The sequence below is a fragment of the Paludibaculum fermentans genome (assembly GCF_051172195.1).
GTDB classification, from domain to species: domain Bacteria; phylum Acidobacteriota; class Terriglobia; order Bryobacterales; family Bryobacteraceae; genus Paludibaculum; species Paludibaculum fermentans_A.
Genome location: NZ_JBPJAQ010000001.1, coordinates 229929 through 253075, shown reverse-complemented (window position 1 = coordinate 253075; position 23147 = coordinate 229929). Strand labels below are relative to the sequence as shown.

Below are 23147 nucleotides of genomic sequence, written 5' to 3'. Positions count from 1 at the left end.
TCTGGTCTGTCATGGGCCGACTCATTCCGGTAAACAAGGAACTGCCGCAACCGTCGCTGCAGTTCCGCTCCGCATTTGGACGATGGATTGCGCGCGGAGAGGCGTTGGAGGAGTCGGCCGAGCACACGGTCACACATCCCTGGTACAAGGTGATCTGGCTGACCGGCGTGGATTACTTTTCCACTCTTGGGTATCAGCCGGGCATTGCGCTGCTGGCGGCGGGGGCTGTGGCTCCGCTGGCGACGGCCATTCTGGTTCTGGTGACGCTCTTGGGGGCGCTGCCGGTGTATGCGCAGGTGGCGCAGCGCAGTTTTGCCGGGCAGGGTTCGATCGCGATGCTGGAGAACCTGCTGCTGGGGTGGAAGAGCAAGCTGCTGGTGCTCACGCTATTGGGGTTCGCCGCCACTGATTTCGTCATCACTATGACGTTGTCCGCGGCCGATGCGGCCAAACACGCGGTAGAGAATCCCTTTCTACACCCATACCTTGGTGATCACCTGATCCTGATTACGTTGGGGCTGCTGACCGCGCTGACCCTGGTCTTCCTGAAGGGGTTCAAGGAGGCGATCGGGGTGGCGTCGGCCGCTTCCGTCCCCTATTTGCTGCTGAATGTAGCCGTGCTGGCACGTGGGGCGTATGAGATCTACCTGCATCCGGCGCTGTTGGCGGATTGGCGGGCGGCGCTGTCGTTGAAGGGCGATATGACCATGGTGATGGCGGGCGCGCTGCTGGTCTTTCCAAAACTGGCGTTGGGGTTGAGCGGATTTGAGACCGGGGTTTCAGTGATGCCGCTGATTGATGGCGGGCCGGCGGACCAGGGGTACAATCCGCGCAGCGGCAAGCCGCCGTCCGGGCGGGTGGGGAATACAAAGCGGCTGCTGGTGACAGCGGCGCTGATCATGAGCGTGATGCTGGTGGCGAGCAGCGTGGTGACTACGCTACTGATTCCGGAATCCGCCTACCGGATCGGCGGCAAGGCGAGTGGGCGTGCGATTGCATTTCTGGCGCACGAGTACATGGGGAGCTTCTTCGGATCGATTTACGATGCGTCGACGATCCTGATCCTGTCATTGGCCGGAGCTTCGGCGATGGCTGGGCTGCTGCACCTGATTCCGCGGTATCTGCCGCGATTTGGGATGGCTCCGGAATGGATGACGCTGTCGCGGCCGCTGGTTCTGGTGCTGTTCGGGATCAATGTGGTGGTCACGCTGGTGTTTCGGGCGGATGTAGAGGCGCAGAGCGGGGCCTATGCGACCGGGGTACTGGTGCTGATTCTCTCGGCGGCCTGCGCGGCGGCGCTGGATTTGTGGAAGGAAGGCAGAAGACCGCTTTCGGTCTACACCGGCGTAGTGGCGCTGGTGTTCGCCTATACCCTGGTGGACAACTGCATCGAGCGGCCGGACGGACTGATCATCGGCTCCATTTTCACGGTCGCCCTGATGCTGGTGAGTGCCCTGAGCCGGTCGATGCGATCGTTTGAGTTCCGGGTGACGAAGAGCTATTTCAGCAATTCGGAATCGGCGCGGCTGGCATCCGAGTTGGTGAGCAAGAAAGTCCACCTGGTGCCGATCCGCAGTGATACGGCGGCGGCGCGGACGCGGAAGCAGGCCGAGATCGTCAAGCACTACAAAGTGAAGGGACCCTTCCTGTTTGTTCACATCCACCTGGCGGACAACCGGAGCGAGTTTTCGGCTCCGCTGGAGTTTCGGATCGAGAGGGAGGGAGATAACTTTGTTGCGAATGCCTATGGGGCGACGGCGCTGGCGAACACGATTGCCTACATCAGCGAACTGATTGATCCAATCTCGATCTTCATTGGATTGACCAGGGCCAACCTGATGCAGCAGGCGTCGCGGTATCTGTTCTTCGGCGAAGGGGAGACGGGGCTGATGGTTTATACCATTCTGTTAAGTTACTGGGAATGGACGCCGGAAGACGACGTCCGGCCACTGATCTTCCTGATGTCGGACTAGGGGTAGGATGCTGTGTTGAGGCCGGTAGGAAGGCCGGGGAAACGGGGTAAGTGATGGAAAAGAGCAGGCTTGTGTTGACCGCTTGAGTGGAAGACGATATTCTCTAGTGAGAATAGGGAAATGCCATTGCAGACGCTCATGAACGTTTCCGTCAAGTGCGAATACGCGCTCCGCGCCGTGCTTGACCTGACCTTGGCGCCAGGGGCGCAACCGATCAGAATCGCGGACATTGCCACCCGGCAGAAGATTCCGCAAAAGTTCCTGGAGACGATTCTGGCTGACCTGAAGAAGCATGGGTTCCTGGAGTCGCGCCGTGGCGCCGAGGGTGGATACCTGCTGGCGAAGGCGGCGGAGACGATCACGGTGGGTCAAGTGCTGCGGAGTGTGGAGGGCGGCCGGACCGGCCGGGCGGCCCTGGAAGAACCGGGTCCGCTGGGCGAATTCTGGGATCGTGTGGACGAAGCGGTGGCTGGAGTCATCGACAAGACAACGTTTGCGGAATTGGCGCGGAATTGGCGGGACCGGCAGTCACGATACGTGCCGAATTGGGAAATTTAAGGGGAGCCGATGAGAGTTTTTGATGACAACTCGTTTAGCATTGGCCGGACTCCTTTAGTCCGGCTGAACCGTGTAACGAAGGGCGCCGGCGCCACGGTGCTGGCGAAGATCGAAGGCCGGAATCCGGCTTATTCCGTGAAATGCCGGATTGGCGCCTCGATGGTCTGGGACGCGGAGAAGAGCGGGATCCTGGGACCGGGCAAGGAACTGGTGGAGCCCACCAGCGGCAACACAGGCATCGCGCTGGCGTTTGTCGCGGCGGCGCGCGGGTATCCCATCACGCTGACCATGCCCGAGACGATGTCGCTGGAGCGGCGCAAGGTACTGAAGGTCTTTGGGGCGAACCTGGTGTTGACGGAAGGTCCCAAGGGCATGAAGGGTGCGATTGCGAAGGCGGAGGAGATCTACAATTCAGATCCTTCCAAGTACGTCCTGTTGCAGCAGTTCCAGAATCCGGCCAATCCGAAGATCCACTTCGAGACCACGGGCCCGGAGATCTGGGATGACACCGATGGCCAGGTAGACGTACTGGTGTCGGGCGTAGGCACGGGCGGCACAATTACGGGCACTTCGCGGTATATCAAGCAGGTGAAGGGGAAGCCGATTCTGTCGGTGGCGGTTGAGCCGACGGCGAGCCCGGTGATCACCCAGGTGAGAAACGGCGAAGCGCCGCAGCCGGGTCCGCACAAGATCCAGGGGATTGGAGCAGGCTTCATTCCGGGCACCCTGGACCTGTCGATGGTAGACAGGGTGGAGCAGGTTTCGAACGACGAATCGATGGAGATGGCGCGGCGGCTGGCGTCGGAGGAAGGGATCCTCAGCGGCATCTCGTGTGGTGCGGCGGCGGCGGTAGCGGTGAGGCTGGCGCATCAGGCTGAGTTTGCAGGCAAGACGATTGTGGTGGTTTTGCCGGACGCGGGCGAGCGGTATCTGTCGTCGTCGCTTTTCGAGGGCATGTTCGCGGATTAGTTGAAAATTGGTTGCGCTTGCATAAAGGCACCCGCTGCTCTGACGGAGGAATCCGGACGAGCAGCGGGTGTTTCGCATTTTTGGGCGCAGTTTAGCCGGTTAATAGATATGGATTAGGTAGGACTACGGGAAAGAGGGTGCGGGCGCCGGGTTGGGTGTTGGGGTGAAGGCGCCCGCTTCTCGTAACGGGGATTGACTATAAGAGCGCAAAAGGCCGGTTTCAGGTTACAGGTCGGCCGAAATTGATGGCGACATTTTTTGTGTTGCACTTCTTCGCTGTTTGTTCTATTCTGAGTTGGCAAACATAAGGCGAAGGAGGAAGCATGGCAAACCTGCACCACCTCTCAATCGGTCCGTCCGGGTGGCACCGCGCGGACTGGGTTTCGACTGTTTATCCAAAGCCCGCGACTCGCGGCTGGCATCCGCTGGACACACTGGCGCGATATGTGGATGTTGCCGAGATAGGGCAGACCTTCGCCGGGCCATTGCGGCAGGAGATTGCGAAGCTATACGCGAAGAAGGTGGAGCGGAATCTTGACTTCCTGTTCACGGCGCTGCTGGAACGGCGCTTCACGTACGACCGGGACCTGAATGAAGGTGCGGTGGAAGCGTGGAAGACCGGGATGTTCCCGCTGTTGAAAGCCAGGCGGCTGGGTGCGGTGGTGATGCAGTTTCCGTGGGCGTTCCGTTTCACCGAGGAGAACAAGCAATTCCTCATTCAGCTGCGGCGGACGTTTCACGAGTTTCCGCTGGCCGCGGAGTTCCGACATGAGTCATGGCTGCGCGATGAGGCGGTGACGACGCTGGTGAACTACCGCGTCGGGTTCGTCAACATCGACCAGCCGCAATACTTCCGGGCGATGCCGCCCACGGCGATGCTTACCTCGGGGGTGGCAGTCGTCCGATTGCATGGGCGGCGGAGCCCGGAGGGCTTTCGTGAGTTTGACCAGCCGGTGGACCAGTCGTATCTCTATGACCTGGACGAGTTGTTGGAGTGGCAGCCGCGCATTGAGCGACTGGCCGCGAACGCGGCGCGGGTGCTGGTGGTGACCGCCAATGCGGAGGGCGGCCGGTCGATGGTGAATGCACTGCAATTGCGCGAGATTTTCGGGGACCGGGCACTGCGGGCGCCGGCGCCGCTGATTGGGGAGTATCCGGCGGAGTTGGCGGCGTTCCGGGCGCAGAGGCCGGTACAGGCAGTGCTGCTGCCGGCGCGGGCGGCCTAGTTTTTCGGGCGATTGGCCTGGTATTGGGCGGTGACGTCGCGTACGTTGCCACCAGCCACATCGAGGACCATGGCTTGGCCGGAGTCCAGCAGCGGGTAGGATTTCTCAGGTTTCCAGACCAGCAGCGGAGCGAGATGACCCGCGTCCTGGATTTTCGTTTCGGCGCCGGGCGCCAGCCAGACGTCGAAATAGCCGTGGACCTGGAACGGCAGGTCGGCGAAACCAACCAGGAATTGGTCTGTGTCCATGCCGGTGAGCAGCATCATTTTTTCGGGGTTTGCGCGTTTGAATCGGAGGACGCCCTGGACGAGGTCCCGGGCGAGGTGGCTGCGTTCCCAGTGCCAGCGGGTGACGTTCCAGGCGGCGGGTGCAGCAAACACCAGGTAGAGGATGGCGATGGGGATGCCTATCGCCTTCCGCGCCGAGACGGCGGCGCCGATGATGAACGCGAGACCAACGACGGGTCCGGTGAGCGCGTAATCCATCACATGATCGGGCAGCAGCAGCAGGGGACCGAGGAGAATCACAAACCAGGCTGCTCCGAATACAGCCGTGGGATTGAAGTATCGGGAGAGTCCGGGTCTTGGATCCCGTATCAGCAGCGCAAGCAGGACGGCCGCGCAGAGCACGCCCGTGGCGGCCAGGAAGAACCAGGGGGGCCAGCTCCAGAGAAAGTGGCCGATGCGTTCCGGGGCCAAGGCCATCTCGATGTACGACCAGAGCGTCCGGAGAATTCTCCTGTCCACCTGGATTGCGTAGGGGCCTGTTTTGTAGACAGGGGCGACCAGGAAGTGGATTAGCGTGAAAGCGGCCGAGCCGGCATAGAGCGGCAAGGTCCGCTTGAAGCGGCTGCGATCGAATAGCAGGGCATAGGTGGAGACCAGCAACGGGTACATGACCACGGTTTCGAGGGAGCCGAGGCCGAGCAGGAAGACGATCCACTGGGCGCGTTCGCGGCCCTGCAGATAAAACAGGAAAGCCAGCAGGATGAAGCAGAGCGACTGCGACTGGTTGTAGATGCAGGTCCAGCAGAGCGATGGCGCGACACAGGGGTTCAACAGCCAGCAGAAGGTGGCGGCGGCACCGGCCGGCACAGAACCCGTGAGACGACGGGTGACGGCATTGATGAGGAACAGGTTGGCCGCCACGGTTAGAAATACGACGATGCGGAACGGCAGCGGGTTGATGCCGAAGAGTGCCTTCAGCCCATAGAAATAGAGATTCTCGCTCCAGGGCCGCAGGTTGCCGTGGGCTTTGGGGCCGAAGATCATGCCCAGGAACTCAGGGAAGTTTTTGGCGGGGCCCAGGTGAAGCCAGCCGAAGTCGTCCTGGTAGAACCAGCAGTCGAGGCCGCGGTAGTAGAAAGTGAAGAGGCAGAGAACAGCGGCGATGGCCGGGCCAAAGCGCAGGTGCCAAGGCAGCGCGGGGGCTGGGTGGATGTGGCTGGTCACGTGACACTGCTCCCTTCAACTGGAGCGTAACAGGCGGGGTGGAGGGGCGTAAACCGACGGTAGTACGCTCAGTGCGTCTGTCTGATGAAACTGAGGTATCCGGCGGCTAGCGCTGCGAGCGAGCCGGTGAGAGTGAGCCCAGCGCCCCAGTACACCGACGAGGGGCGGTAGCGCATTTCCACGCGGTGACGGCCCGCGCCGACGACGATACCGCCCAGGGCGCCGTAGACTTCGTGAAGCGGGACCGGTTGCCCGTCGACATAGCCGTACCAGCCGGGGAAGTGTTTCACTGGCGATCAGCAGTCCGCGGCAGCGCATGGTGGTCTCGAAGATCGAGGTGGTGGTCGAGCGGGCGGTCAGGCGCAGTTCGTCCCCGCCTTCGCAAGTCTCCAGGGACGACGTCTGGGCGGTCATCCAGGCTTTCCGGTGCAGATTCATGCCTTCGGCGCCCACGCGTGGAATGATCTCCGGGGCGGGGACGGTGGCGGCCTCATGAACGCTCCAGTAGCGGGGGAACGCCTCCGAGTTGCGATAGACCTTCGGCCCGGCCCTGGAACACCTGCTACAACGGCCCCCGGCAGGGGAGAGGTTCACCGCAACGGGCTTACTGCAGAATCGGCAGGGTCAGGTAGTCCGGCGGGACGAACAGGCTGCCTTGGGTGACACCTTGCGGAGCAATGCGCTTCAGTTCAGCGGCTAACTGCAGCGCGGTGGATTCGCCCTTCAGGTAGGACTGGAAGGCCTGGGTGACCTCGCGGACCTGGGCGGCGGACTCGTGGACGAACTCCAGGCGGAAGTGGCGGATGCCGGCTTCCTGCCACTGGTCGATGAAGCTGCTGGCCTCCTGGGCCTCGGCTCCGAAGACGGTGTTGCGGCAGCCAACGTCGGCCATGACGGGGTGGGCGCGGCCGGAGGGGTCCTTCAGGGCGACGGTGTGGGTTTCACAGGGGCGGCCGCAGTCCTTGTAGGTGGTGCCGGTGGAGAGGAAGCGGCAGAAGACGCAGTGCTCAGTGTGGAAGACCGGCAGGTGCTGGTAAGCGATGACCTCGATGCGGGCGGCGCCGGCGGTGCGGGCGAGGCGGGCGACCTGGTCGGCGTTGAGGTCGTGCGTAGGCGTCAGGCGCGACAGGCCGAGTTCGAAGTAGGCCGAAGCGGTGAGCGAGTTGGCGGTGTTGAGGCTGAAGTCGCCGATCAGGTCAGCGTGTGCCTGCTGCTTGAGTTCGTGGAGAATGCCGGTGGAGCGGACGACCAGCGGGCACTCCAGGCTGAGCAGGAAGTTGGTGATGCGCGCTTCACCGGGCTTCAGGATACGAGGGCTGGCTACGCGGACGGCGATGCCGGCTGTTTTGACCTTTTCGACGGAGGGGCGCAGGCCGTAGAGGTCGAGGTAGTCGAGAGTGATGCTGGCGGGTGCCAGTTCGAGGGCGGCTTCGAGTTGCTCGGGGGTGCGGACCAGCAGGTGGAGCTGGGGCTCCGGACTGGCGGGTTGTTCCGCAATGGCCTGGCGCAGGGCTGCTTCCACGAGCGGCTTGGGTGGATTGACTTCCAACCGCGGACGGTTGACCTGCTGGGCCTGGAGCTGTTCGACCGCTTCGCGGCGCAGGCGGTTCAGCAGCGAGCTGGCGGCGAACGGAGTGCCGGTGCAGGTGAGGTCGATGCTTTGCAGGGTGTAGGGTGTGTTGCCGAGGCGCGAGAACTGGTCGTGCAGGTATTTCTTGGTGAGGCCGCGATTCTGGGCGCGTTCGATGGACTCGGGCGAGATGACGGTGGTCGTGATTTCCGGGTGGGCGATGAGGTGCCATTCGGTCACGAGAGGGGCGCCTTCGGCGGCGGTCACACGGATGTGGAGCGGTTGGCGGGCAGCGGGGGCGGCGGGTTCGAGATAGGGCTTAGCTACGCGCTCCAGGGCGGGATCGTGGGTGCGCCAGACCAGGTCGCCGGGATGGATCCGCGTGAAGCGGACGGCGTTGTTGCCGAATTTCAGTTCCAGCGAGCCGTCGAGGTTGGGCAGGGACTGGAAAATGCGGCCGCCCTCTTCGGGCTCTTCCGGGCTGCGCCAGGCGGCGGCGTCGAAAACGAGGCCGTCGCCGGGTTTCACGGGCGCGATTTTGTGGGCCGGCGCCGTCTGGAGGGTGACGGAGTCCGGGCTGACCTTGGTGACCTTGCCGATGCAGACGCCGCGATGGCGCGGAGCGCGGCCTTTGACGACGGTCTGGTGGTTGGTGCCGGTGAGGAAGTAAGGCCCGGAGCCTCGGGAGTAGACCTGTTCGAGCTGGAGCTCTTCGACGGGTGTAATGGAGAGCTTGCGTCCCGCGGCGGCTTCGTCGACTGCTTTGCGATAGGAGGCGGTGGCGAGGGCGACGTAGTCAGCGTCCTTATACCGTCCTTCGATTTTGAGGGCGGACACGCCCATGGAGACGATTTCGGGAATTTGGCGTAAGCCGTAGAGGTCGCCGGGCGAGAGCAGGTAGCGGGCGTCGGCAAGCGGCTCCAGGCGGCCGTCGACGAGCATTTCGTAGGGCAGGCGACAGGCCTGTGCGCACTGGCCGCGATTGGCGCTGCGGCCGCCCCAGGCCTCGGACGAAAAACACTGACCGGAGTAGGCGACGCAGAGCGCGCCATGGACGAAGATCTCGAGGTCGCAGGAGGTCTGCTCGATGATGGAGCGCACCTCGGTGAGGGCGAGTTCGCGGGCGAGGGTGACGCGCTGGACGCCCAGTTCCTGGGCCTGGCGGACCCCGGCGGCGTCGGTGATGCTCATCTGCGTACTGGCGTGGAGTTCCATGCCGGGCGCGATCTGGCGGGCCAGGCGCACCATGCCGTAGTCCTGCATGATGAGGGCGTCGGCCCCGGCGTCGACAATGGCGGCGATGGCGTCGGCGGCTCCGGCGATCTCGTGTTCGAAGACCAGGGTGTTGAAAGTGATGTAGCCGCGGACCCCGCGGGTGTGGAGTTCGCGCATGACGGAGGGCAATTCCGTCAGCGTGAAGCCGACCTTGGCGCGAGCGGAAAAGTGTTTCAGGCCGAAGTAGACGGAGTCGGCTCCGGCTTCGATAGCGGCGCGAAGTTGAGGCCAATAACCGGCCGGACTCATGACTTCGGGTTTGCGGACGGGGGGCTGCTGGCGCATGGAGGGGGTCTCCTTCAGGGTAACAGGCAGGTGGGGCGTTGTCGCCTAAAAGCGCCGGGGCCGGCCGGCGAGGGCCCAGGCGGCGATGGTGTGGGCTTCCTGGATTTCGCGCAGATGGACGGGGGCGAGGGGGACAGCGGCTGCTGCGATCTCTTGCTCCGTGGCGTCCTGGTAGCAGAGTTCACAGGCGCGGATCTCACCTTCGGGGTAGCGGATGGCGGGTCCGAAGGTGCGGCAGGTAACCGGACGATAGGGGTAGAGGTCGCAGGTTTGGGAGGCGGGGTCGAGAGCCGGGCAGGGCACGTCTTCGCCGAATGTTTCGAAGCGTTCCTGGCCTTCGGGCGAGTCGTCGAGCAAGCCCGAATCGGGGTGGCCGGGGAAACTGGAGGCAAAGCGATCGAGAAAGGCCCTGGCGCGCTGACGGACACGGGCAGCGCGGGATGGATCCTGGACGGACAACTGTTCGAGGCCGTGCTGGAGCCGCTCCGCATCGGACTGCGAGATCGCGAATGTCCCCAGGCAGCATTCGGCGCAGCCGGGGCGGCAGACGATCCACGGGCCGCCCTTAGCCTGGGCTTCAGCCATGGTTTGGCCGACAATTTGAACGAGTTCCGTGGCTTTGGGGCCGCAGGACATAACAGATATCTGGCTATTGGATGAGGGCTGCAAACTCGCGGGCGAACGCGTCGGCGTCGGCTTCGGGCAGGCCGAGCACGCCGGCCAGGTATCTGCCTTTGGCGAAGAGGAAGGCTTCGCGCGCGCCATCCTTGCCGGCAAAGCCGCCGAAGCCGGGGACTACTTTCGGGTTGGTGAGACGGGTCTTGTAGTCGAACAGGAGGATGCCGGCCGCTTCGGGCGAGGCGGTGCGGACGAGGATCAGGTCAAACTCCTTCGCGCCCTTCTTGTAGTGGGCAATGTTTCCGCCCGGAAGAAAATCATGACCAAGCAGGTGGTCGGCCGTGATGCTGGTCTCTACCCGGTTGGCGGAGGGGAAGCGGCGGCTTTCGTCGGCTGGGGGTGTGGCCGCCTTTTTGACGGGCGCGGGCTCGGGCTTGGTTTCAGAGCCGCAGCCGGTGAGGAAGAGCAGGGCCGCGAAGGTAGGAAGTAGGATGGCGGGGCGCATGCGGAAATGATCGTATCATGCTGCGAGCAGACACTAAATCGCGCGGTGCTGATACTTGGGCGCATTGAGTTCCCGGCCGGGGATCAGGCCGGAATGTATGAACACGGTGAAAGTTGAACCCTCGATTTGAACAGGCTTCGAAAAGGGCTCGCCCTGCAAGCCGATCGAAGCCCTTCGCGAGCCGGAGGCCGGAGACGATTCAAGTAAAAATCCGGGTGGCAATGCAGGGGACCATCGGATGGTGGTAGATTGACATCGCGATGGTCACGATTCGGGAAGTAGCAAAGAAAGCCCGCGTTTCCGTGGGTACTGTGTCGAACGTGCTGTCTGGTTCGGAGTCAGTGCGGCCGGAGCTGCGACGCCGTGTGGAAGAGGCGATGCGGGCACTGGATTATGAACCGAATCAAATTGCACGAAGTCTGAAAACAAGGTCGACCAAGACTCTGGGGACGGTGGTCACCGACATCACGAATCCGTTCTTCCCGCAGATGATCCGCGGGGCGGAGGATGCGGCGCTGGAGCGCGGCTATCTGCTGATTACCCTGAACACGGACGATCACGTGGACCGGGAACGACGGGCGGTCACATTGCTGCGGGCGCGCAAGGTGGATGGAATCCTGCTGGTCATGGCGCCGGATTCGGGCGATATCGGCCACATCCGGGCCGCGATCGAAGGCGGCACGCCGGTGGTTTGCCTGGACCGGGCCCCGCTGGATTCGCCAGTGGATTCAGTCTGCGTGGACAACGTGAAGGGTACGCGCATGTGCATGCATCACCTGCTGCTGCGCGGGCACAAGCGTATCGGCATGGTGTGCGGGTCGCACGACGTATACACCTCGGAGCAGCGGCTGGCCGGATACCGGTCCGTGCTGGAAGAGAGCGGCGTCCCCTTCGATCCATCGCTGGTGTGTTTTGGCGATTTCCGGCTGGACAGCGGCTACAAGATGGCGAAGGAGCTGCTGCTGCGGTCTGAACCGCCGACGGCAATTTTCGCGGCCAACGCAATGATGGGCTTCGGCGCGTTGAAGGCGATGCAGGAGTTGGGGCTGCGGTGTCCGGGCGACATTGCGCTGGCGGTATTCGATGATATTCCGTTCGGCGACGTCATTCAGCCGAGACTCACGGTTGTGGCTCAACCGGCCTATGAGATTGGCCGGAGGGGTGCTCAATTGCTGATCGAGAGGATCGAAGGACGGGCCAGTTCGCCGGATGCGGTGGTGATCCAACTCAATCCGGAATTGATCGTCCGCGAGAGTACGGCGTCGCGTCTGCATTAACACTTGTAACGGAATTCGACCCCAGAAAATCGGCCGCGATACTTCCGGGAGCATCGGAAGTCTAAGATGGAAGAGTAATGGGGACAAACTCACCCGTGGGCGGTGGGGCAGTCAGGCGATTTCCTCCGTGGCTCGGCACGGCTTTTGTTTATGCGCTTTCGCTGGGCTGTCTCCTCTGGGTTTATCACGACTTCGACTGGCGTCTGGAACTGCCCAAGCTGGCCCGCGTGCACTGGGCGTGGATCCTGCTGGCCGTAGCTTGCGATGTCCTCGTCTATTTTTCCCAGGCGTGGCGTTGGAATATCCTGTTGCGGCCGGTGGCGCGTGTCCCGTTCTGGCGCAGCGTGCAGGCGATCTACATCGGGCTGTTCGCGAATGAGGTGCTGCCGCTGCGCAGCGGCGAGCTGATCCGCTGCTACCTGCTGACGGTGTGGGACAAGATCCCTTTCCCGTTGGTGCTGAGCTCGGCCCTGATTGAGCGGCTGATCGATGGAGTCTGGCTGATTGTCGGCTTCGCCCTGGTTTCGCTATCGGCCGAACTGCCGAAGGAGATCGAGATAGGGGTCTGGATCCTGGCCTCGGTGGTAGCGGTGATTGGCGGATTGGTGGTGTTCTCGGTGTTGAACCGGCGCTTCGCCCACCACATGACGACACGCCATCGCTGGTCTGAGCAGTTGCTGCGCGTGGTGGAAGGGCTGCACGCGATGGGGCGGTCGAAGTCGTTTCCCGCCGCGGTGGCGGCCAGCACGGTCTACCTTGCCTTGCAGGTGATACCGATCCACGCGATGCTGCAGGGCTATGGGCTGAACCTGCCATGGGGCGCGGCGGCGGTCGTACTTGTGGTGTTGCGGCTGGGAACGGTGGTGCCTGGTGCACCGGGCAATGTCGGGTTATTCCACCTGTGCGGCTTCCTGGCGCTGCATCGCATGTTGGGGGTGGACTCGCAGACGGCGAAATCGATCTCGGGCATGATGTTCTTTGTGGTGACCGTACCGCTTCTGGCGGCGGGGGCCGTTGCGCTGGCCACCACGGGTTCGGAGATTCGCGAAATCTACCACAGCGCTCACCAGCACCGGCACGGCCGGACCGAGCCGGTAAAGAAGTAGTTCGCGGGTTCGTTTGAGATAGAATCAGGCGGCAGGGACATTCCATGCCGCAATCACCCGAATCCCCATCCATTTCACGCCGGGCCGTGTTGGCGAGCACAGCCGCGAGCGCATTCTCGATTGTCAGTCCGCAGGCAGTGCGCGGATCCCAGGCGAACTCGAAGATTTCGGTCGGCCTGATCGGCTGCGGCGGGCGGGGGACATACGACTCCAAGATCACGCATTCCGATCCGCGGGCGCGCATCACGGCGCTGGCCGATCTCTACGACGACCGCATCGAGCAGGCCAAGGCCGCGCTGCAGCTGGACAAGGTAGACACCTACAAAGAGTTCGAGAAGATGCTGGCGAACCCGTCGATCGACGCTGTGTTCATCGCCACGCCTCCGTTTGAGCATCCGCGCATGCTGGAAGCGGCGGTGGACGCGAAGAAGCATGTCTACTGCGAGAAGCCCGCGGGCGTGGACTTCGAAGGCTGCAAGCGTGTGATGGCCGCAGGCAAGAAGATGGACCCGAAGAAGGTACTGTCGTTCGGCTACCAGCAGCGCTACGGTCCGGTCTATCTGGAGGCGTACAAGCGGCTGCAGGCTGGAGCGATTGGCAGTGTGTCGGTGGCGCGAGGCTATTGGATCGCGAACGATCCGTTCACGCGGCGCGACTATCCGGGACTGGATCCGGCGAAGGCCGACCTGCGGAACTGGTTCTGTTTCCGCAAGTACTCGGGCGATTTCATCGTGGAGCAGGACTGCCACAACCTGGACGTCCTGCACTGGTTCCTGGGCGGGCTGCCGTTGCGCGCTGTGGGCTACTGCGGGCGCAAGGTGCGCACGACCATGGACATCAACGACAATCTAAATCTGACGTTCGAATGGCCGAACAACCTGCTGGTGAACTTTGAAGCGAACCAGTTGACCCCTATCGGTTACCGCAAAGTGGGCGAGGAGTTCACAGGCACGAAGGGGACGCTGGTCACCTCGCGGGCGAGCATGATGCACTACAAGGGGCGCAACGACGTGGAGACCATGGAGTCGAAGCGCGACATCACCTACGAGGGGATTGAGCAGTTCCTGGGGCGTATCCTCAGCGGCGATGTGGAGAACGTAGCCGATCGCGCGGCGCGTTCCACGATGATCGCGATTCTGGGCCGCACGGCCATGTATGCCCAGAAAGAACAGACATGGAAAGGACTCTACGGGACAGTATGACGAGAAGAGTGCTGGCTGCCGGCGTGATTTTCGGGGTTCTGGCGATGGGCCAGACCCCGGCTGCATCCACGCGGAAATTGCGGGTGATCGCCATCGGCGCACATCCCGACGACTGTGACATCCGCTTTGGCGGGACGGCTGCGAAGCTGGCCAAGGCCGGCCACGCGGTGAAGTTCCTGGCTGTGACGAACGGCGATGCGGGCCACCAGACGCTGGCCGGGGCGGCGCTGGCGAAGCGGCGCTACCTCGAGGCGCAGGAGTCCGCCCGGCGGCTGGGGATCATGGAATACCAGATCCTGGACAATCACGATGGGGAACTGCTGCCTTCGCTGGAAGTGCGGCGGCAGGTGATTCGGGCGATCCGGCAATGGAAGGCGGACATCGTGCTGGCTCCGCGGCCGAACGACTATCATCCGGACCATCGCTACACCGGTGTGCTCGTGCAGGACGCGGCGTACATGGTGGTGGTGCCGAATACGGTGACGGACACGCCTGCGCTGGTCGACAATCCGATCTTCCTTTACGTGGAAGACAACTTCCAGAAGCCGGCTCCCTTCCGGCCCGATGTGGTGGTGTCCATCGACGATACGTGGAAACAGAAGTTGGACGGCCTGGATGCGCATGTGTCCCAGTTCTACGAATGGCTGCCATGGGTGGACCACCAGTTCGAGCAGGTGCCCAAAGATGTGAAGGCTCGCAGGGTCTGGCTGGAGAAGTGGCGCAGCGGGCCGATCAGCGACGAGAAGCGCAAGGTGCTGGCCGAGGAGATCGGGGCCGAGGCCGCGGCCAAGGTCCAGCATGTGGAGTGTTTCGAACTGTGTGAGTACGGCCGGCGGCCGAAGCTGGACGAACTCCGCGCGCTCTTCCCTCTCAAGTGAGAATCGAAGAGCTGTTCCGGTTGCTGCCCTCGGTCGACGAGCTGGTCTCGCGGGCCGGGGGCGGCGTCCCGCATGAACTGGCGGTGCAGGAATGCCGCGCCGTGCTCGAAGAGCTGCGGGCGATGATCCGTGCGGGCGAGAAGACCCTGCCGGATCCGCTGACGTTATTGCAGGATCGCTTGCAGGCGCTGGGGCGGAGCTCGCTGCAGCGGGTTATCAATGCGACCGGCGTGGTGCTGCACACGAACCTGGGCCGCGCTCCGCTGACGGAGTCTGCCACCACGGGGTGGTACTCCAATCTCGAATACGACCTGGGTACGGGCCGCAGGGGCAAGCGCGACAGCCACACGGCCAGCCTGCTGGAGCGATTGCTGGGTGTACCCGGCATCGTGGTGAACAACGGCGCGGCGGCTGTGTTCCTGGCGCTGCACGAACTGGCCGCGGGCGGCGAAGTGATTGTCTCGCGCGGCGAACTGGTGGAGATCGGAGATGGCTTCCGGATCCCCGATATCATGGCGCGCTCGGGTGCGGTGCTGGTGGAAGTAGGGACCACGAACCGTACGCGCGTGGAAGATTACGAGCGGGCGATTACTGAGCGGACGCGGCTGCTGATGCGTGTGCATCCCAGCAACTTCCGCATACAGGGATTTACCGGGCGGGCCTCCATCGAAGAGCTGGCGGCGCTTGGGAAAGCCCGGGGCGTGCCTGTCTACGAGGATCTGGGCAGCGGAAGCCTGGCGGACCTTACACCATTCGGGGTGACTGAGCCGACGGTTCAATCCAGCCTGCGCGCCGGCGCCGACCTGGTTTCGTTCAGCGGCGACAAGCTGCTGGGCGGGCCACAGGCGGGTGTGCTGGCGGGGCGCGAGGATCTGGTGCATCGCCTGCGGCGGAACCCGATGTTCCGGGCGTTGCGCGTCGACAAGCTCGTGATCGCGGCGCTGGAGACCTCGCTGCGGCACATCCTGCTGCAGGAGTGGCAGGCGCTGCCGGTGATGCGCATGATCCGGCTGACGGCCGAGGAGCTCAAAGCGCGGGCGGAAGGACTGGCCGCCGCGGTGGAAGGCGCTTCGGTGGTGCCGGGGCATTCGCTGCTGGGCGGAGGCTCGACACCGGAGCAAGTGCTGCCCACGTGGCTTGTGGCGCTGCCGGGGCAGGCCGCGGAGCTGGAACGGAAGCTGCGCGGGGGCGAGCCCGCGGTGATTGCGCGGATCGAGGGAGATCGATTGCTGCTGGATTTGCGGACGGTGCGTCCGGAGGAAGAAGCGGAGCTGGCCGAAGCGATCAGAAAGGCGCTGTGAGGATGCCGCGACAGGCACCCTCACCGGCTCTTAAGACTAGTTAGTGACGCGTTCCTGGTAGGAGCCTTCCGAGGTGCTGACGCGGATGACATCGCCTTCATTCACAAATTGCGGGACCGAGACGATGAGGCCGGTCTCCATCTTCGCGGGCTTGCCGACGTTCGAAACCGAACCGCTCTTGATGCCGGGCTCTGTTTCGACCACTTTCATGTCCACGGACGGGGGCAATTCCACGCTGATGGGCTTGCCTTCGTAGTACTCGACGTGAACCTTGAGCTGGGGAATCAGGAAGTCAACGCCGCCGCCCAGGTGATCCTTGGTGAGATGCGTCTGCTCGTAGTTCTCAGTGTTCATGAAGTAGTAGTACTCGCCGTCGTCGTACATGTACTCCATTTCCACTTCCTCGAGAATCGCCTTCTCGACGCGGTCTTCGGAAGAGAAGCGATGCTCGAACATCGTCCCACTGCGGAGATTGCGCATTTTGACCTGAACGAAGCCGCGGAGGTTGCCGGGCGTACGGTGGTTCATGGTGAAGACGGTATGCAGTTCGTTGTTGAACTTGATGACCATCCCCGGACGCAATTGTGTCGCCTGAATCATGCGAAAAACGGACTCCTGTATTTGGATACGGAAACCACCAGTTTAGCAAAGCGGCGGTGAAAAGATGGTGCAGGAGCGGTTCTGGGGCGGCATAGCGCAGGATTTCCGTGCCAGGCGGTGCCGGAACAGGCGAAGAAATGGCGGAAATAGGTGGCATGGCGGGCGGCTGTCTTGTTCCGCGAGAATGAAAGCATGAAGCGTTTGCTGCTGACGATCCTGGCGGCCACAGGCTGCCTGCCGGGCGCGGATCAACTGCTGGTCCTGCACAAACTGGACGATTCCTTCGGGTTCTACGATGCGGCCAGCGGCAAACTCGAGGCGAAGGTTGCGGTGGGCCGGAAGCCGCACGAATTTGCGCTCTCGGCGGATGAAAAGTTCGCCTACGTGACGAATTACGGAGCGGATACCTACACGGAAACACAGCCTGGCGGCAACACGATCACGGTGATTGACCTTGTGGCTCGCAAAGCGGTGGGGGAGATCGGGCTGGGCGAGTATCACCGGCCGCACGGCATTGAGCGCGGCAAATCGGGACTGTTCTACGTCACCACGGATTTTCCTGCCTCGCTGGTGGTGGTGGACGCAAAGAAAGCGAAGATCGTGAAGGCGATTCCGCTTACCGGCAAGCTGCCGCACATGGTGCAGTTGACGAAGGACGAGCGCAAGGCATGGACGGCGGATGCCGGGTCGGGCACGGTGAGTGTCATCGACCTGGCGAATCGCCGGCAGACCACCCAGATCGAAGTGGGTGGGGTGCCGATGGGCTTTGCCCTGACGACGGATGAGAAGAATCTCTTCGTGGCGACCCGAACGAACAACATGGTGGTCCAGTTGGATGCCGTGGCGAACAAGCTGAAGCGCAAGCTTGGCGTGCCGGGCGAGCCGGCCCGGATGGCGCCATCCCCCGACGGCCGCTGGATCTACGTGAGCCTGATCGGAAGTGGGGAGCTGGCGGTGCTCAACGCGCATACGCAACTGGAAGTGAACCGTGTCCCGGTGGGGCAACGGGCGGAGGGATTGCGGCTGGCAGAGGACGGCCGGACGCTGTATGTTTCGGCGCAGGCGGAAAACAAGGTGGTGGAGTTCTCGGCGCCGGATCTGGAGCGCGTGAAGGAGATTGCGACTCCGGCAAAGCCGGACCCCACCTACCTGTTGCGCGAGCGAAAACGCTGATCGGGCGGCAGCGCCATCATATAGCCGCAGGCAAAGGCGACCATGGCGGCGGCCAGCAGCAATAGCCAGCCCATGCTGAGGTCGCGGCGCGTGATCCTGCGTCCGGCCGGCGCCGGGACTGCCTCTGGAATGAAAACAGGCGCTTTCTCCTCAGCCTGGGGAATCTGCAGCAGCCGTTCCCGCAGGCCGGCGGCCGCGGCGTCGAACGAATGCTCCGTGCGGTTGATGGCGCAGAGGGCGTCGGTAGTGTCCTCGCCGGAGCTCCGGATGAGATTCTCGACGTCTCGAGTGAACTCAGTTATTTTCTGATCCACGACAGTTTAGTGGAGGTTACCACGGAATTCTCTCAGTGAGCTTCGGTTTGTTCCAGCGGCTTCGTCGGGTCGATGAAAGGCCAGCAGAACGCGCCCAGGAAGTAGGCTGCGGCCATGGTGTAGATGAACATGTTGTAGTCGCCCTGGGGTGTGGCGGTGGTGCGCGTGGCGTCCAGGATGATGCCGCCCACCTGGGGCGCGACGAAGCCGGCCATGTTGCCCATCATGTTCATCGAACCAGAGAGCGTCCCGGCGTACTTGCCTCCGATGTCCATGCAGGAACCCCAGGCGCAGGGCATCACCAGGTCATTGCAGAAGCTGGCCATGCCCATCGCCAGCATGCCGTAGAGCGGGTCCTTCTGCTGGATACAGACCAGCAGGAAGGCGCTGGCGCCGAGGAAGCCGGAACTGGCTAGGACGCGGCGTGCCTTGGTGGTGCTGCCCAGGAGCTTGGCGATGCGAGGCAGCATGAGTCCACTCAGGATGCAGCCAATGCCGCCGAAGAGCAGGGGAAAGATGGCATAGCGGGCGCTGAGCATCTCGTCCTGGATGCCGTAGTATTCGCGAATGTAGGTGGAGAGCCAGGTGATGTAGAAGTACCAGGGGTAGGTGATGAGGAAGTATTGGACCCAGAGTAGCCAGACGGAACGGTTGGAGATGAGCTTGCGCCAGGGTACGTCGCCGTGGCTGCCGGTGAGGCTGCGGTTCTCGGAGAGCAGGGCGAGTTCCGCCGCATTGACCGCCGGGTGATCCTTGGGATCGTCCCGGAACCAGCGGAAGAAGAAGACCGCCCAGATGACGCCCAGGCAGGCGAAGATCAGGAAAGCCGCGCGCCACGGCAGCACGGTGAAGATCATGGCGCACAGGATGGGCGTGAAGGCTCCACCCCAGCGGGCCGACATCCACATAATGCCCTGCGCGCGAACACGCTCATTGGAGGGCAGCCAGGTGGTAAATGTCTTGGTGAGGTTGGGGAAGCAGCCCGCCTCGCCGGCACCGAAGAGGAACTGGTTGATGGCCAGGGAGAGGCCGTTCCACATCATGGTGACCGAGGCGGTGAAGACCGACCACCAGATGACGATGCGCATCAGCACATTGCGTGGCCCCAGCTTGTCGCCCATCCAGCCGCTGGGGATTTCGGCCAGCGCATAGCTGAGCGCGAAGGCCGAGAACACGCGCCCCATCTGCGTCTTGGTGAGGCCCAGGTCGTCCATGATGTAGGGGGTCGCTTTGGAGATGGCGACACGATCGATGTACGACAGGACGGCCAGGGTCACTGCGAATACCACAACCCAGTGGCGGGCGCGAGAAGGGGCCTGCTGGTTCAGCATGAGCACCTATCCAATCACAGGTGTCATGGCCGTCGCAACAGCATTATGGCAATTCGACAGGTGGCTGCAATTCGGCATCCATCCAATCGAGGTAAGCAGGGGAGCCGTCGACAATGGGTAGCGCAACGAGCTCCGGCACCTCATAGGGATGCACTTTGCGCAATTCCGCCGCGAGCGCCGCGAACAGGTCACGGCGCGTCTTGATCGTGAGAGCGCACTCCTGGTCCTCTTCGATCGCGCCCTTCCAGTGATAGGTGCTCAACACGCCCGGAGTGATGGCCACGCAGGCCGCGAGGCGCAGTTCCACCAGGTGCCGTGCGATGCGGCGCGCATCCGCTTCCGACCCGCAAGTGGTGTGTACCACGATTTTGTTAGTCATTTTGTCATTCAGTATCCGGTGAAGTGTGGACTTGCGATACCAAACGGATTATAAACAAAGATAGGCTCTCGTCCCGACCGATGAACACCCTTCTGCGCCAACTCGGATTTGTTGCCGCCGCCGCTGTCACCTGTTTCTATGTATTCCTGGTGCTGCGGGGGCCGAACGGCATTCCTGCGATGTTGGAAAAGAAGCAGCAGATCGAACGCATGAAGCAGGAAAACGAGCTCATGCGGCAGGAGATCGAAAAGAAAAAGGTCATCATCGATCAGCTCGAAAACAGCTCGGAAGCGCGTGAGCGCGCCGTGCGCGAACATACGCGCAAGGCCAAGCAGCACGAGACGACGATCTTCCTGCAGGACGAAGACGGCAAAGTCCCACCGCAGGATTGAGCGGCGCCAAGCGGCCGCTCCAGTTTCATCAGTCCACTTCCCTACGAAACGCTGAGCGCGCGCGAGTACAGCTCTTCCAGGCGTTCTTCCGTCCGGGCTTCGGCCGCCAGGCGCAGAATCGGCTCGGTGTTGGACGACCGTACGTGAATCCAGCCGTCCGCGAACATCAGCTTCAGGCCGTCGTTGCGATCGATGCGCGCGCCGGGGAAGAGGCTCTCCAGGGCCTGCATCATCGACCCCAGGCGGCCGTGTTCGTAGGCCATCTTGCCCATGCGCCGGTAATAGCGCGGCAGGCCCGCCGCGAGTTCGCTCATCGTCTGCCCAGTTTCAGCCATGCGGTCGAGCAGGAACGCCATGCCCATGTAGCTGTCGCGGCAGTATTGAACAGCCGGGAAAATAATCCCGCCGTTGGAGCCTTCGCCGCCGATCACGGCTCCGGCCAGGCGCATGCGTTCCACAACATTGGCCTCGCCGACCGGAGCGCGGTAGACCGGGCAGCCGTGCCGAGCCGCAACGTCGTCGATGACAGAGGAGGTTGTCAGGTTGACCACCACCGGCCCCTTCTTGCGGTGCAGGGCGCAATCTACCGCCAGGGCAAGCACGTCGTCATTGTCCAGAATGCGGCCGGTCTCATCGCCCACGGCCAGGCGGTCGCCATCGGGATCCTGGGCGAAGGCGGCTTCGGCCTTTGTTTCCCGGATCAGCGCGCGCAGGTCGTCGAGCACCTCCGGCTTTGGCTCGGCTTCCCGGGGGAACGGCTGGGTGGGGTCCACGGAGATGGCGTGAAGTTCGCAGCCCAACACTTCCGAGAGGAAGTGAGTGCTCATCATGGAACCCGCGCCATTGACCCCATCGAGCGCGACGCGGAACCCGCGCTTCCTGATTCGTTCGGCGTCGACGTGGGCCAGCACCCGTTTGAAGTGGCGCTGGGGCGGCGTGTCGTAGTCGGTCACCACACGGCGGATCTCGTTGTTTGTCGCCTGGCGGAATTCGCTCTGGTGGTAAAGGTCGAGCAGTTCTGTGCGTTCGTAGTGGTTGAAGAACAGGCCTTCGCGATTGAAGAGCTTCAGCGCATTGTATTCAGGCGGGTTGTGCGAAGCCGTAATGGCGATGCCGCCGCGGGCCCGGATCTCCGAAACGTACACCTGAATGGTGGGTGTGGGTGCGACGCCCACCTTCACCACCTCGCAACCGGCGGCCAGCAGTCCGCACGTGACGGCATGTTCCAGCATTTCGCCGCTGGAGCGTGTGTCGCGCCCCACCACCACCGGACCCGGCCCCACGTAGGTGCCGAAGGCCTGGGCGAAGGCGCAGGCCAGGTTGGGGGTCAGAAAATCGCCGATCACGCCCCGGATGCCCGAGACGCTGATCTTCAGTTGATGCACGCGGCTCATACTCCGTAGCTCCTCACGAGATCCATCACCTGGTCGAACAAAGTCCTGGGCGGGCCGCCACGCTGCTCACAGATCACACGCACCAGCGGTTCCGTCTGCGAGACGCGAACGTGTACCCAGCGGCCGGGCCAGTCGATGCGCAGGCCGTCCACCGTATTGCGAACACCGTCGGGGAAGCGCTCTTCTATCTCCAGCAGCATTTCCGGGATGCGGTGGGTTTCCAGCGGGATCTTGCCTTTCAGGATTGAGTACGTCGTGTAGCCGTCCAGGATGGCCGAGAGCGACTGCCCGCGCCGGTCCATCATCGACAGGATGGCCAACATGGAGGCGATGCCGTCGTAGACGAAACGAAACTGCGGCATCATGACAGCCCCAGTGCCTTCACCCGCTACGGCGACCTGCTCCGGCCGGTAACTCGCCAGGGCGTCAATGGCAGACTGGCGGCCGACGGGCACACGCACGATCTGTCCGCCGTGGCGGGCGGCGATCTCTTCCAGCAGCGCCGTTGTCGACACGTTGGTGATGACCAGTTTGCCGGGTCCGCGTTCCAGGAAGTCGTCGGCCAGCAGCACCAGCACCATCTCTTCGCTGATGGCTTGGCCGCGCTCGGTCGCGAAGGCCACACGGTCGCTGTCGATGTCGAAGAGGAAACCGGCGTCCGCCCCGACGTGCTGCATCAGCGGCGCGAGTTGCAGCGCCACCATCTTGCGGGTTGTGGACGGCTCGTGGGCAAAATCGCGGCCCTCCAGCGGCTCGTTGATCAGGATGAAGCGCGTGCCGAAGCGCTCGTTCATCCGGCTGAGGATCGGTGCGGAGGTGCCGTTCGTGCAGTCTACCAACACGCTGTAGCGAGCCAGTTTCGGGATGTCGAACACCTGCGCCAGTTCGTCCAGGTAGCGTTCCGTCGCGTCGGGGTCGGCATGCAGGTGGCCGATGCCGCGCCATTCCGCCATCGCGAACTTCTTCAGGTGGTAGATGTCGAGCAGTTCGCCGGCCTCGCCGGTGGAGAGGTAAGTGCCGCGCGGCCCAAAGAACTTGAGCGCGTTCCACTCGGCCGCATTGTGGCTGGCCCCGATGCTGATGCCGCCGCAGGCATCCAGGCGGCGGATGGAGTGCTGGATGATGGGCGTGGAGACGATGCCGAGGTCGATGACATCGTGTCCTCCCGCGAGAAGCCCGGCAATGACGCCTTCGCGCATCATGATGCTGGACGTGCGCGGGTCGCGGCCCACCACGATCTTGCCGCCCGGTTCCAGAAAGGTGCTGAAGGCGGACGCGAAATCAAGCACATGGGCGGCGGTGAGGCCGTTGCCGACGATGCCGCGCAGGCCCACCTGTGAGATGCGCAGACTGCGTTCCTGGGCCATCCG

General features: G+C 63.1%; 22 protein-coding genes. 11 read left to right on the top strand and 11 right to left on the bottom strand.

Going from position 1 to position 23147, the window contains the following annotated elements; all coding sequences use genetic code 11:
- Positions 1-11 precede the first annotated feature (11 nt).
- From ACR9Y2_RS01060 to ACR9Y2_RS01045, 4 genes are all read left to right on the top strand, one after another.
- Positions 12-1973, top strand: a complete 1962-nt coding sequence (locus ACR9Y2_RS01060) for a hypothetical protein (protein WP_435039166.1) — start codon at positions 12-14, stop codon at positions 1971-1973.
- Between the two features lie 120 nt (positions 1974-2093).
- Positions 2094-2531, top strand: a complete 438-nt coding sequence (locus tag ACR9Y2_RS01055; protein WP_435039165.1) for an RrF2 family transcriptional regulator — start codon at positions 2094-2096, stop codon at positions 2529-2531.
- 9 nt (positions 2532-2540) lie between these two features.
- Positions 2541-3500 carry a cysteine synthase A gene (gene cysK / locus ACR9Y2_RS01050; protein WP_435039164.1) on the top strand — a complete coding sequence of 320 codons (960 nt, stop codon included), beginning with the start codon at positions 2541-2543 and terminating at the stop codon, positions 3498-3500.
- Positions 3501-3823: 323 nt separating this feature from the next.
- Complete coding sequence (locus tag ACR9Y2_RS01045; protein WP_435039163.1) at positions 3824-4726, top strand: DUF72 domain-containing protein; 903 nt, start codon at positions 3824-3826, stop codon at positions 4724-4726.
- Here the strand turns inward: ACR9Y2_RS01045 and ACR9Y2_RS01040 are convergent.
- The 5 genes from ACR9Y2_RS01040 to ACR9Y2_RS01020 form a co-directional block, all read right to left on the bottom strand.
- Complete coding sequence (locus tag ACR9Y2_RS01040) at positions 4723-6177, bottom strand: hypothetical protein (RefSeq protein WP_435039162.1); 1455 nt, start codon at positions 6175-6177, stop codon at positions 4723-4725. The genes ACR9Y2_RS01045 and ACR9Y2_RS01040 overlap by 4 nt on opposite strands.
- Positions 6178-6245: 68 nt before the next feature.
- Complete coding sequence (locus ACR9Y2_RS01035) at positions 6246-6467, bottom strand: hypothetical protein (RefSeq protein ID WP_435039161.1); 222 nt, start codon at positions 6465-6467, stop codon at positions 6246-6248.
- A 314-nt stretch (positions 6468-6781) separates the two neighbouring features.
- Positions 6782-9307: a DUF3656 domain-containing U32 family peptidase gene (locus ACR9Y2_RS01030; RefSeq protein ID WP_435039160.1), complete on the bottom strand. Its 2526-nt coding sequence runs from the start codon at positions 9305-9307 to the stop codon at positions 6782-6784.
- Between the two features lie 45 nt (positions 9308-9352).
- Positions 9353-9943, bottom strand: a complete 591-nt coding sequence (locus ACR9Y2_RS01025; protein WP_435039159.1) for a YkgJ family cysteine cluster protein — start codon at positions 9941-9943, stop codon at positions 9353-9355.
- Between the two features lie 13 nt (positions 9944-9956).
- The gene (locus ACR9Y2_RS01020; RefSeq protein ID WP_435039158.1) at positions 9957-10430 is read right to left on the bottom strand and encodes a hypothetical protein; all 474 of its coding nucleotides are present in this window, start codon (positions 10428-10430) and stop codon (positions 9957-9959) included.
- A 260-nt stretch (positions 10431-10690) separates the two neighbouring features.
- On the opposite strand from ACR9Y2_RS01020, the gene ACR9Y2_RS01015 reads away from it, so the two are divergent.
- From ACR9Y2_RS01015 to selA, 5 genes are all read left to right on the top strand, one after another.
- The gene (locus ACR9Y2_RS01015; protein ID WP_435039157.1) at positions 10691-11707 is read left to right on the top strand and encodes a LacI family DNA-binding transcriptional regulator; all 1017 of its coding nucleotides are present in this window, start codon (positions 10691-10693) and stop codon (positions 11705-11707) included.
- Between the two features lie 77 nt (positions 11708-11784).
- The gene (locus tag ACR9Y2_RS01010) at positions 11785-12813 is read left to right on the top strand and encodes a lysylphosphatidylglycerol synthase transmembrane domain-containing protein (RefSeq protein WP_435039156.1); all 1029 of its coding nucleotides are present in this window, start codon (positions 11785-11787) and stop codon (positions 12811-12813) included.
- A 44-nt stretch (positions 12814-12857) separates the two neighbouring features.
- Positions 12858-14015, top strand: a complete 1158-nt coding sequence (locus ACR9Y2_RS01005; RefSeq protein ID WP_435039155.1) for a Gfo/Idh/MocA family protein — start codon at positions 12858-12860, stop codon at positions 14013-14015.
- Entirely contained in the window at positions 14012-14893 is an 882-nt protein-coding gene (locus ACR9Y2_RS01000; protein ID WP_435039154.1) for a PIG-L deacetylase family protein, read from the top strand. Before ACR9Y2_RS01005 ends, ACR9Y2_RS01000 begins: the two co-directional genes overlap by 4 nt.
- A complete protein-coding gene (gene selA / locus ACR9Y2_RS00995; RefSeq protein ID WP_435039153.1) occupies positions 14890-16194 on the top strand; it encodes an L-seryl-tRNA(Sec) selenium transferase in 1305 nt (434 codons plus the stop codon). Before ACR9Y2_RS01000 ends, selA begins: the two co-directional genes overlap by 4 nt.
- A gap of 36 nt (positions 16195-16230) precedes the next feature.
- Here selA and efp read toward each other — a convergent pair whose 3' ends face one another.
- Positions 16231-16794 (bottom strand): elongation factor P, encoded by a 564-nt coding sequence (efp, locus tag ACR9Y2_RS00990; protein ID WP_194453213.1) that lies wholly within the window; start codon positions 16792-16794, stop codon positions 16231-16233.
- A gap of 192 nt (positions 16795-16986) precedes the next feature.
- Between efp and ACR9Y2_RS00985 the strand changes: the two genes are divergently transcribed.
- Positions 16987-17967, top strand: a complete 981-nt coding sequence (locus tag ACR9Y2_RS00985) for a YncE family protein (protein WP_435039152.1) — start codon at positions 16987-16989, stop codon at positions 17965-17967.
- Here ACR9Y2_RS00985 and ACR9Y2_RS00980 read toward each other — a convergent pair.
- The 3 genes from ACR9Y2_RS00980 to cutA are packed head-to-tail and all read right to left on the bottom strand — an operon-like array spanning position 17940 to position 19991.
- Positions 17940-18281, bottom strand: a complete 342-nt coding sequence (locus tag ACR9Y2_RS00980) for a hypothetical protein (protein WP_435039151.1) — start codon at positions 18279-18281, stop codon at positions 17940-17942. The two genes, ACR9Y2_RS00985 and ACR9Y2_RS00980, sit on opposite strands and share 28 nt — an antisense overlap.
- A 32-nt stretch (positions 18282-18313) precedes the next feature.
- Positions 18314-19612, bottom strand: a complete 1299-nt coding sequence (locus ACR9Y2_RS00975) for an MFS transporter (RefSeq protein WP_435039150.1) — start codon at positions 19610-19612, stop codon at positions 18314-18316.
- A 43-nt stretch (positions 19613-19655) separates the two neighbouring features.
- Positions 19656-19991 (bottom strand): divalent-cation tolerance protein CutA, encoded by a 336-nt coding sequence (gene cutA, locus ACR9Y2_RS00970; protein WP_435039149.1) that lies wholly within the window; start codon positions 19989-19991, stop codon positions 19656-19658.
- Between the two features lie 80 nt (positions 19992-20071).
- Here cutA and ACR9Y2_RS00965 point away from each other — a divergent pair, with 80 nt between their 5' ends.
- Positions 20072-20383, top strand: a complete 312-nt coding sequence (locus ACR9Y2_RS00965) for an FtsB family cell division protein (protein WP_435039148.1) — start codon at positions 20072-20074, stop codon at positions 20381-20383.
- A 41-nt stretch (positions 20384-20424) separates the two neighbouring features.
- Here ACR9Y2_RS00965 and glmM read toward each other — a convergent pair whose 3' ends face one another.
- Both glmM and ACR9Y2_RS00955 read right to left on the bottom strand, forming a co-directional pair.
- Positions 20425-21777, bottom strand: a complete 1353-nt coding sequence (gene glmM / locus ACR9Y2_RS00960) for a phosphoglucosamine mutase (RefSeq protein WP_435039147.1) — start codon at positions 21775-21777, stop codon at positions 20425-20427.
- Positions 21774-23144 carry a hypothetical protein gene (locus ACR9Y2_RS00955; protein WP_435039146.1) on the bottom strand — a complete coding sequence of 457 codons (1371 nt, stop codon included), beginning with the start codon at positions 23142-23144 and terminating at the stop codon, positions 21774-21776. The genes glmM and ACR9Y2_RS00955 overlap by 4 nt, the downstream gene beginning before the upstream one ends.
- Positions 23145-23147 lie beyond the last annotated feature (3 nt).

What these genes read in the sequence shown, in the direction of transcription:
- ACR9Y2_RS01060 (WP_435039166.1), top strand. Translation starts at nt 12, where the DNA reads ATGGGCCGACTCATTCCGGTAAACAAGGAACTGCCGCAACCGTCGCTG.
- ACR9Y2_RS01055 (WP_435039165.1), top strand. Translation starts at nt 2,094, where the DNA reads ATGCCATTGCAGACGCTCATGAACGTTTCCGTCAAGTGCGAATACGCG.
- cysK (WP_435039164.1), top strand. Translation starts at nt 2,541, where the DNA reads ATGAGAGTTTTTGATGACAACTCGTTTAGCATTGGCCGGACTCCTTTA.
- ACR9Y2_RS01045 (WP_435039163.1), top strand. Translation starts at nt 3,824, where the DNA reads ATGGCAAACCTGCACCACCTCTCAATCGGTCCGTCCGGGTGGCACCGC.
- ACR9Y2_RS01030 (WP_435039160.1), bottom strand. Translation starts at nt 9,307, where the DNA reads ATGCGCCAGCAGCCCCCCGTCCGCAAACCCGAAGTCATGAGTCCGGCC.
- ACR9Y2_RS01025 (WP_435039159.1), bottom strand. Translation starts at nt 9,943, where the DNA reads ATGTCCTGCGGCCCCAAAGCCACGGAACTCGTTCAAATTGTCGGCCAA.
- ACR9Y2_RS01020 (WP_435039158.1), bottom strand. Translation starts at nt 10,430, where the DNA reads ATGCGCCCCGCCATCCTACTTCCTACCTTCGCGGCCCTGCTCTTCCTC.
- ACR9Y2_RS01015 (WP_435039157.1), top strand. Translation starts at nt 10,691, where the DNA reads ATGGTCACGATTCGGGAAGTAGCAAAGAAAGCCCGCGTTTCCGTGGGT.
- ACR9Y2_RS01010 (WP_435039156.1), top strand. Translation starts at nt 11,785, where the DNA reads ATGGGGACAAACTCACCCGTGGGCGGTGGGGCAGTCAGGCGATTTCCT.
- ACR9Y2_RS01005 (WP_435039155.1), top strand. Translation starts at nt 12,858, where the DNA reads ATGCCGCAATCACCCGAATCCCCATCCATTTCACGCCGGGCCGTGTTG.
- ACR9Y2_RS01000 (WP_435039154.1), top strand. Translation starts at nt 14,012, where the DNA reads ATGACGAGAAGAGTGCTGGCTGCCGGCGTGATTTTCGGGGTTCTGGCG.
- efp (WP_194453213.1), bottom strand. Translation starts at nt 16,794, where the DNA reads ATGATTCAGGCGACACAATTGCGTCCGGGGATGGTCATCAAGTTCAAC.
- ACR9Y2_RS00985 (WP_435039152.1), top strand. Translation starts at nt 16,987, where the DNA reads ATGAAGCGTTTGCTGCTGACGATCCTGGCGGCCACAGGCTGCCTGCCG.
- ACR9Y2_RS00975 (WP_435039150.1), bottom strand. Translation starts at nt 19,612, where the DNA reads ATGCTGAACCAGCAGGCCCCTTCTCGCGCCCGCCACTGGGTTGTGGTA.
- cutA (WP_435039149.1), bottom strand. Translation starts at nt 19,991, where the DNA reads ATGACTAACAAAATCGTGGTACACACCACTTGCGGGTCGGAAGCGGAT.
- ACR9Y2_RS00965 (WP_435039148.1), top strand. Translation starts at nt 20,072, where the DNA reads ATGAACACCCTTCTGCGCCAACTCGGATTTGTTGCCGCCGCCGCTGTC.
- glmM (WP_435039147.1), bottom strand. Translation starts at nt 21,777, where the DNA reads ATGAGCCGCGTGCATCAACTGAAGATCAGCGTCTCGGGCATCCGGGGC.
- ACR9Y2_RS00955 (WP_435039146.1), bottom strand. Translation starts at nt 23,144, where the DNA reads ATGGCCCAGGAACGCAGTCTGCGCATCTCACAGGTGGGCCTGCGCGGC.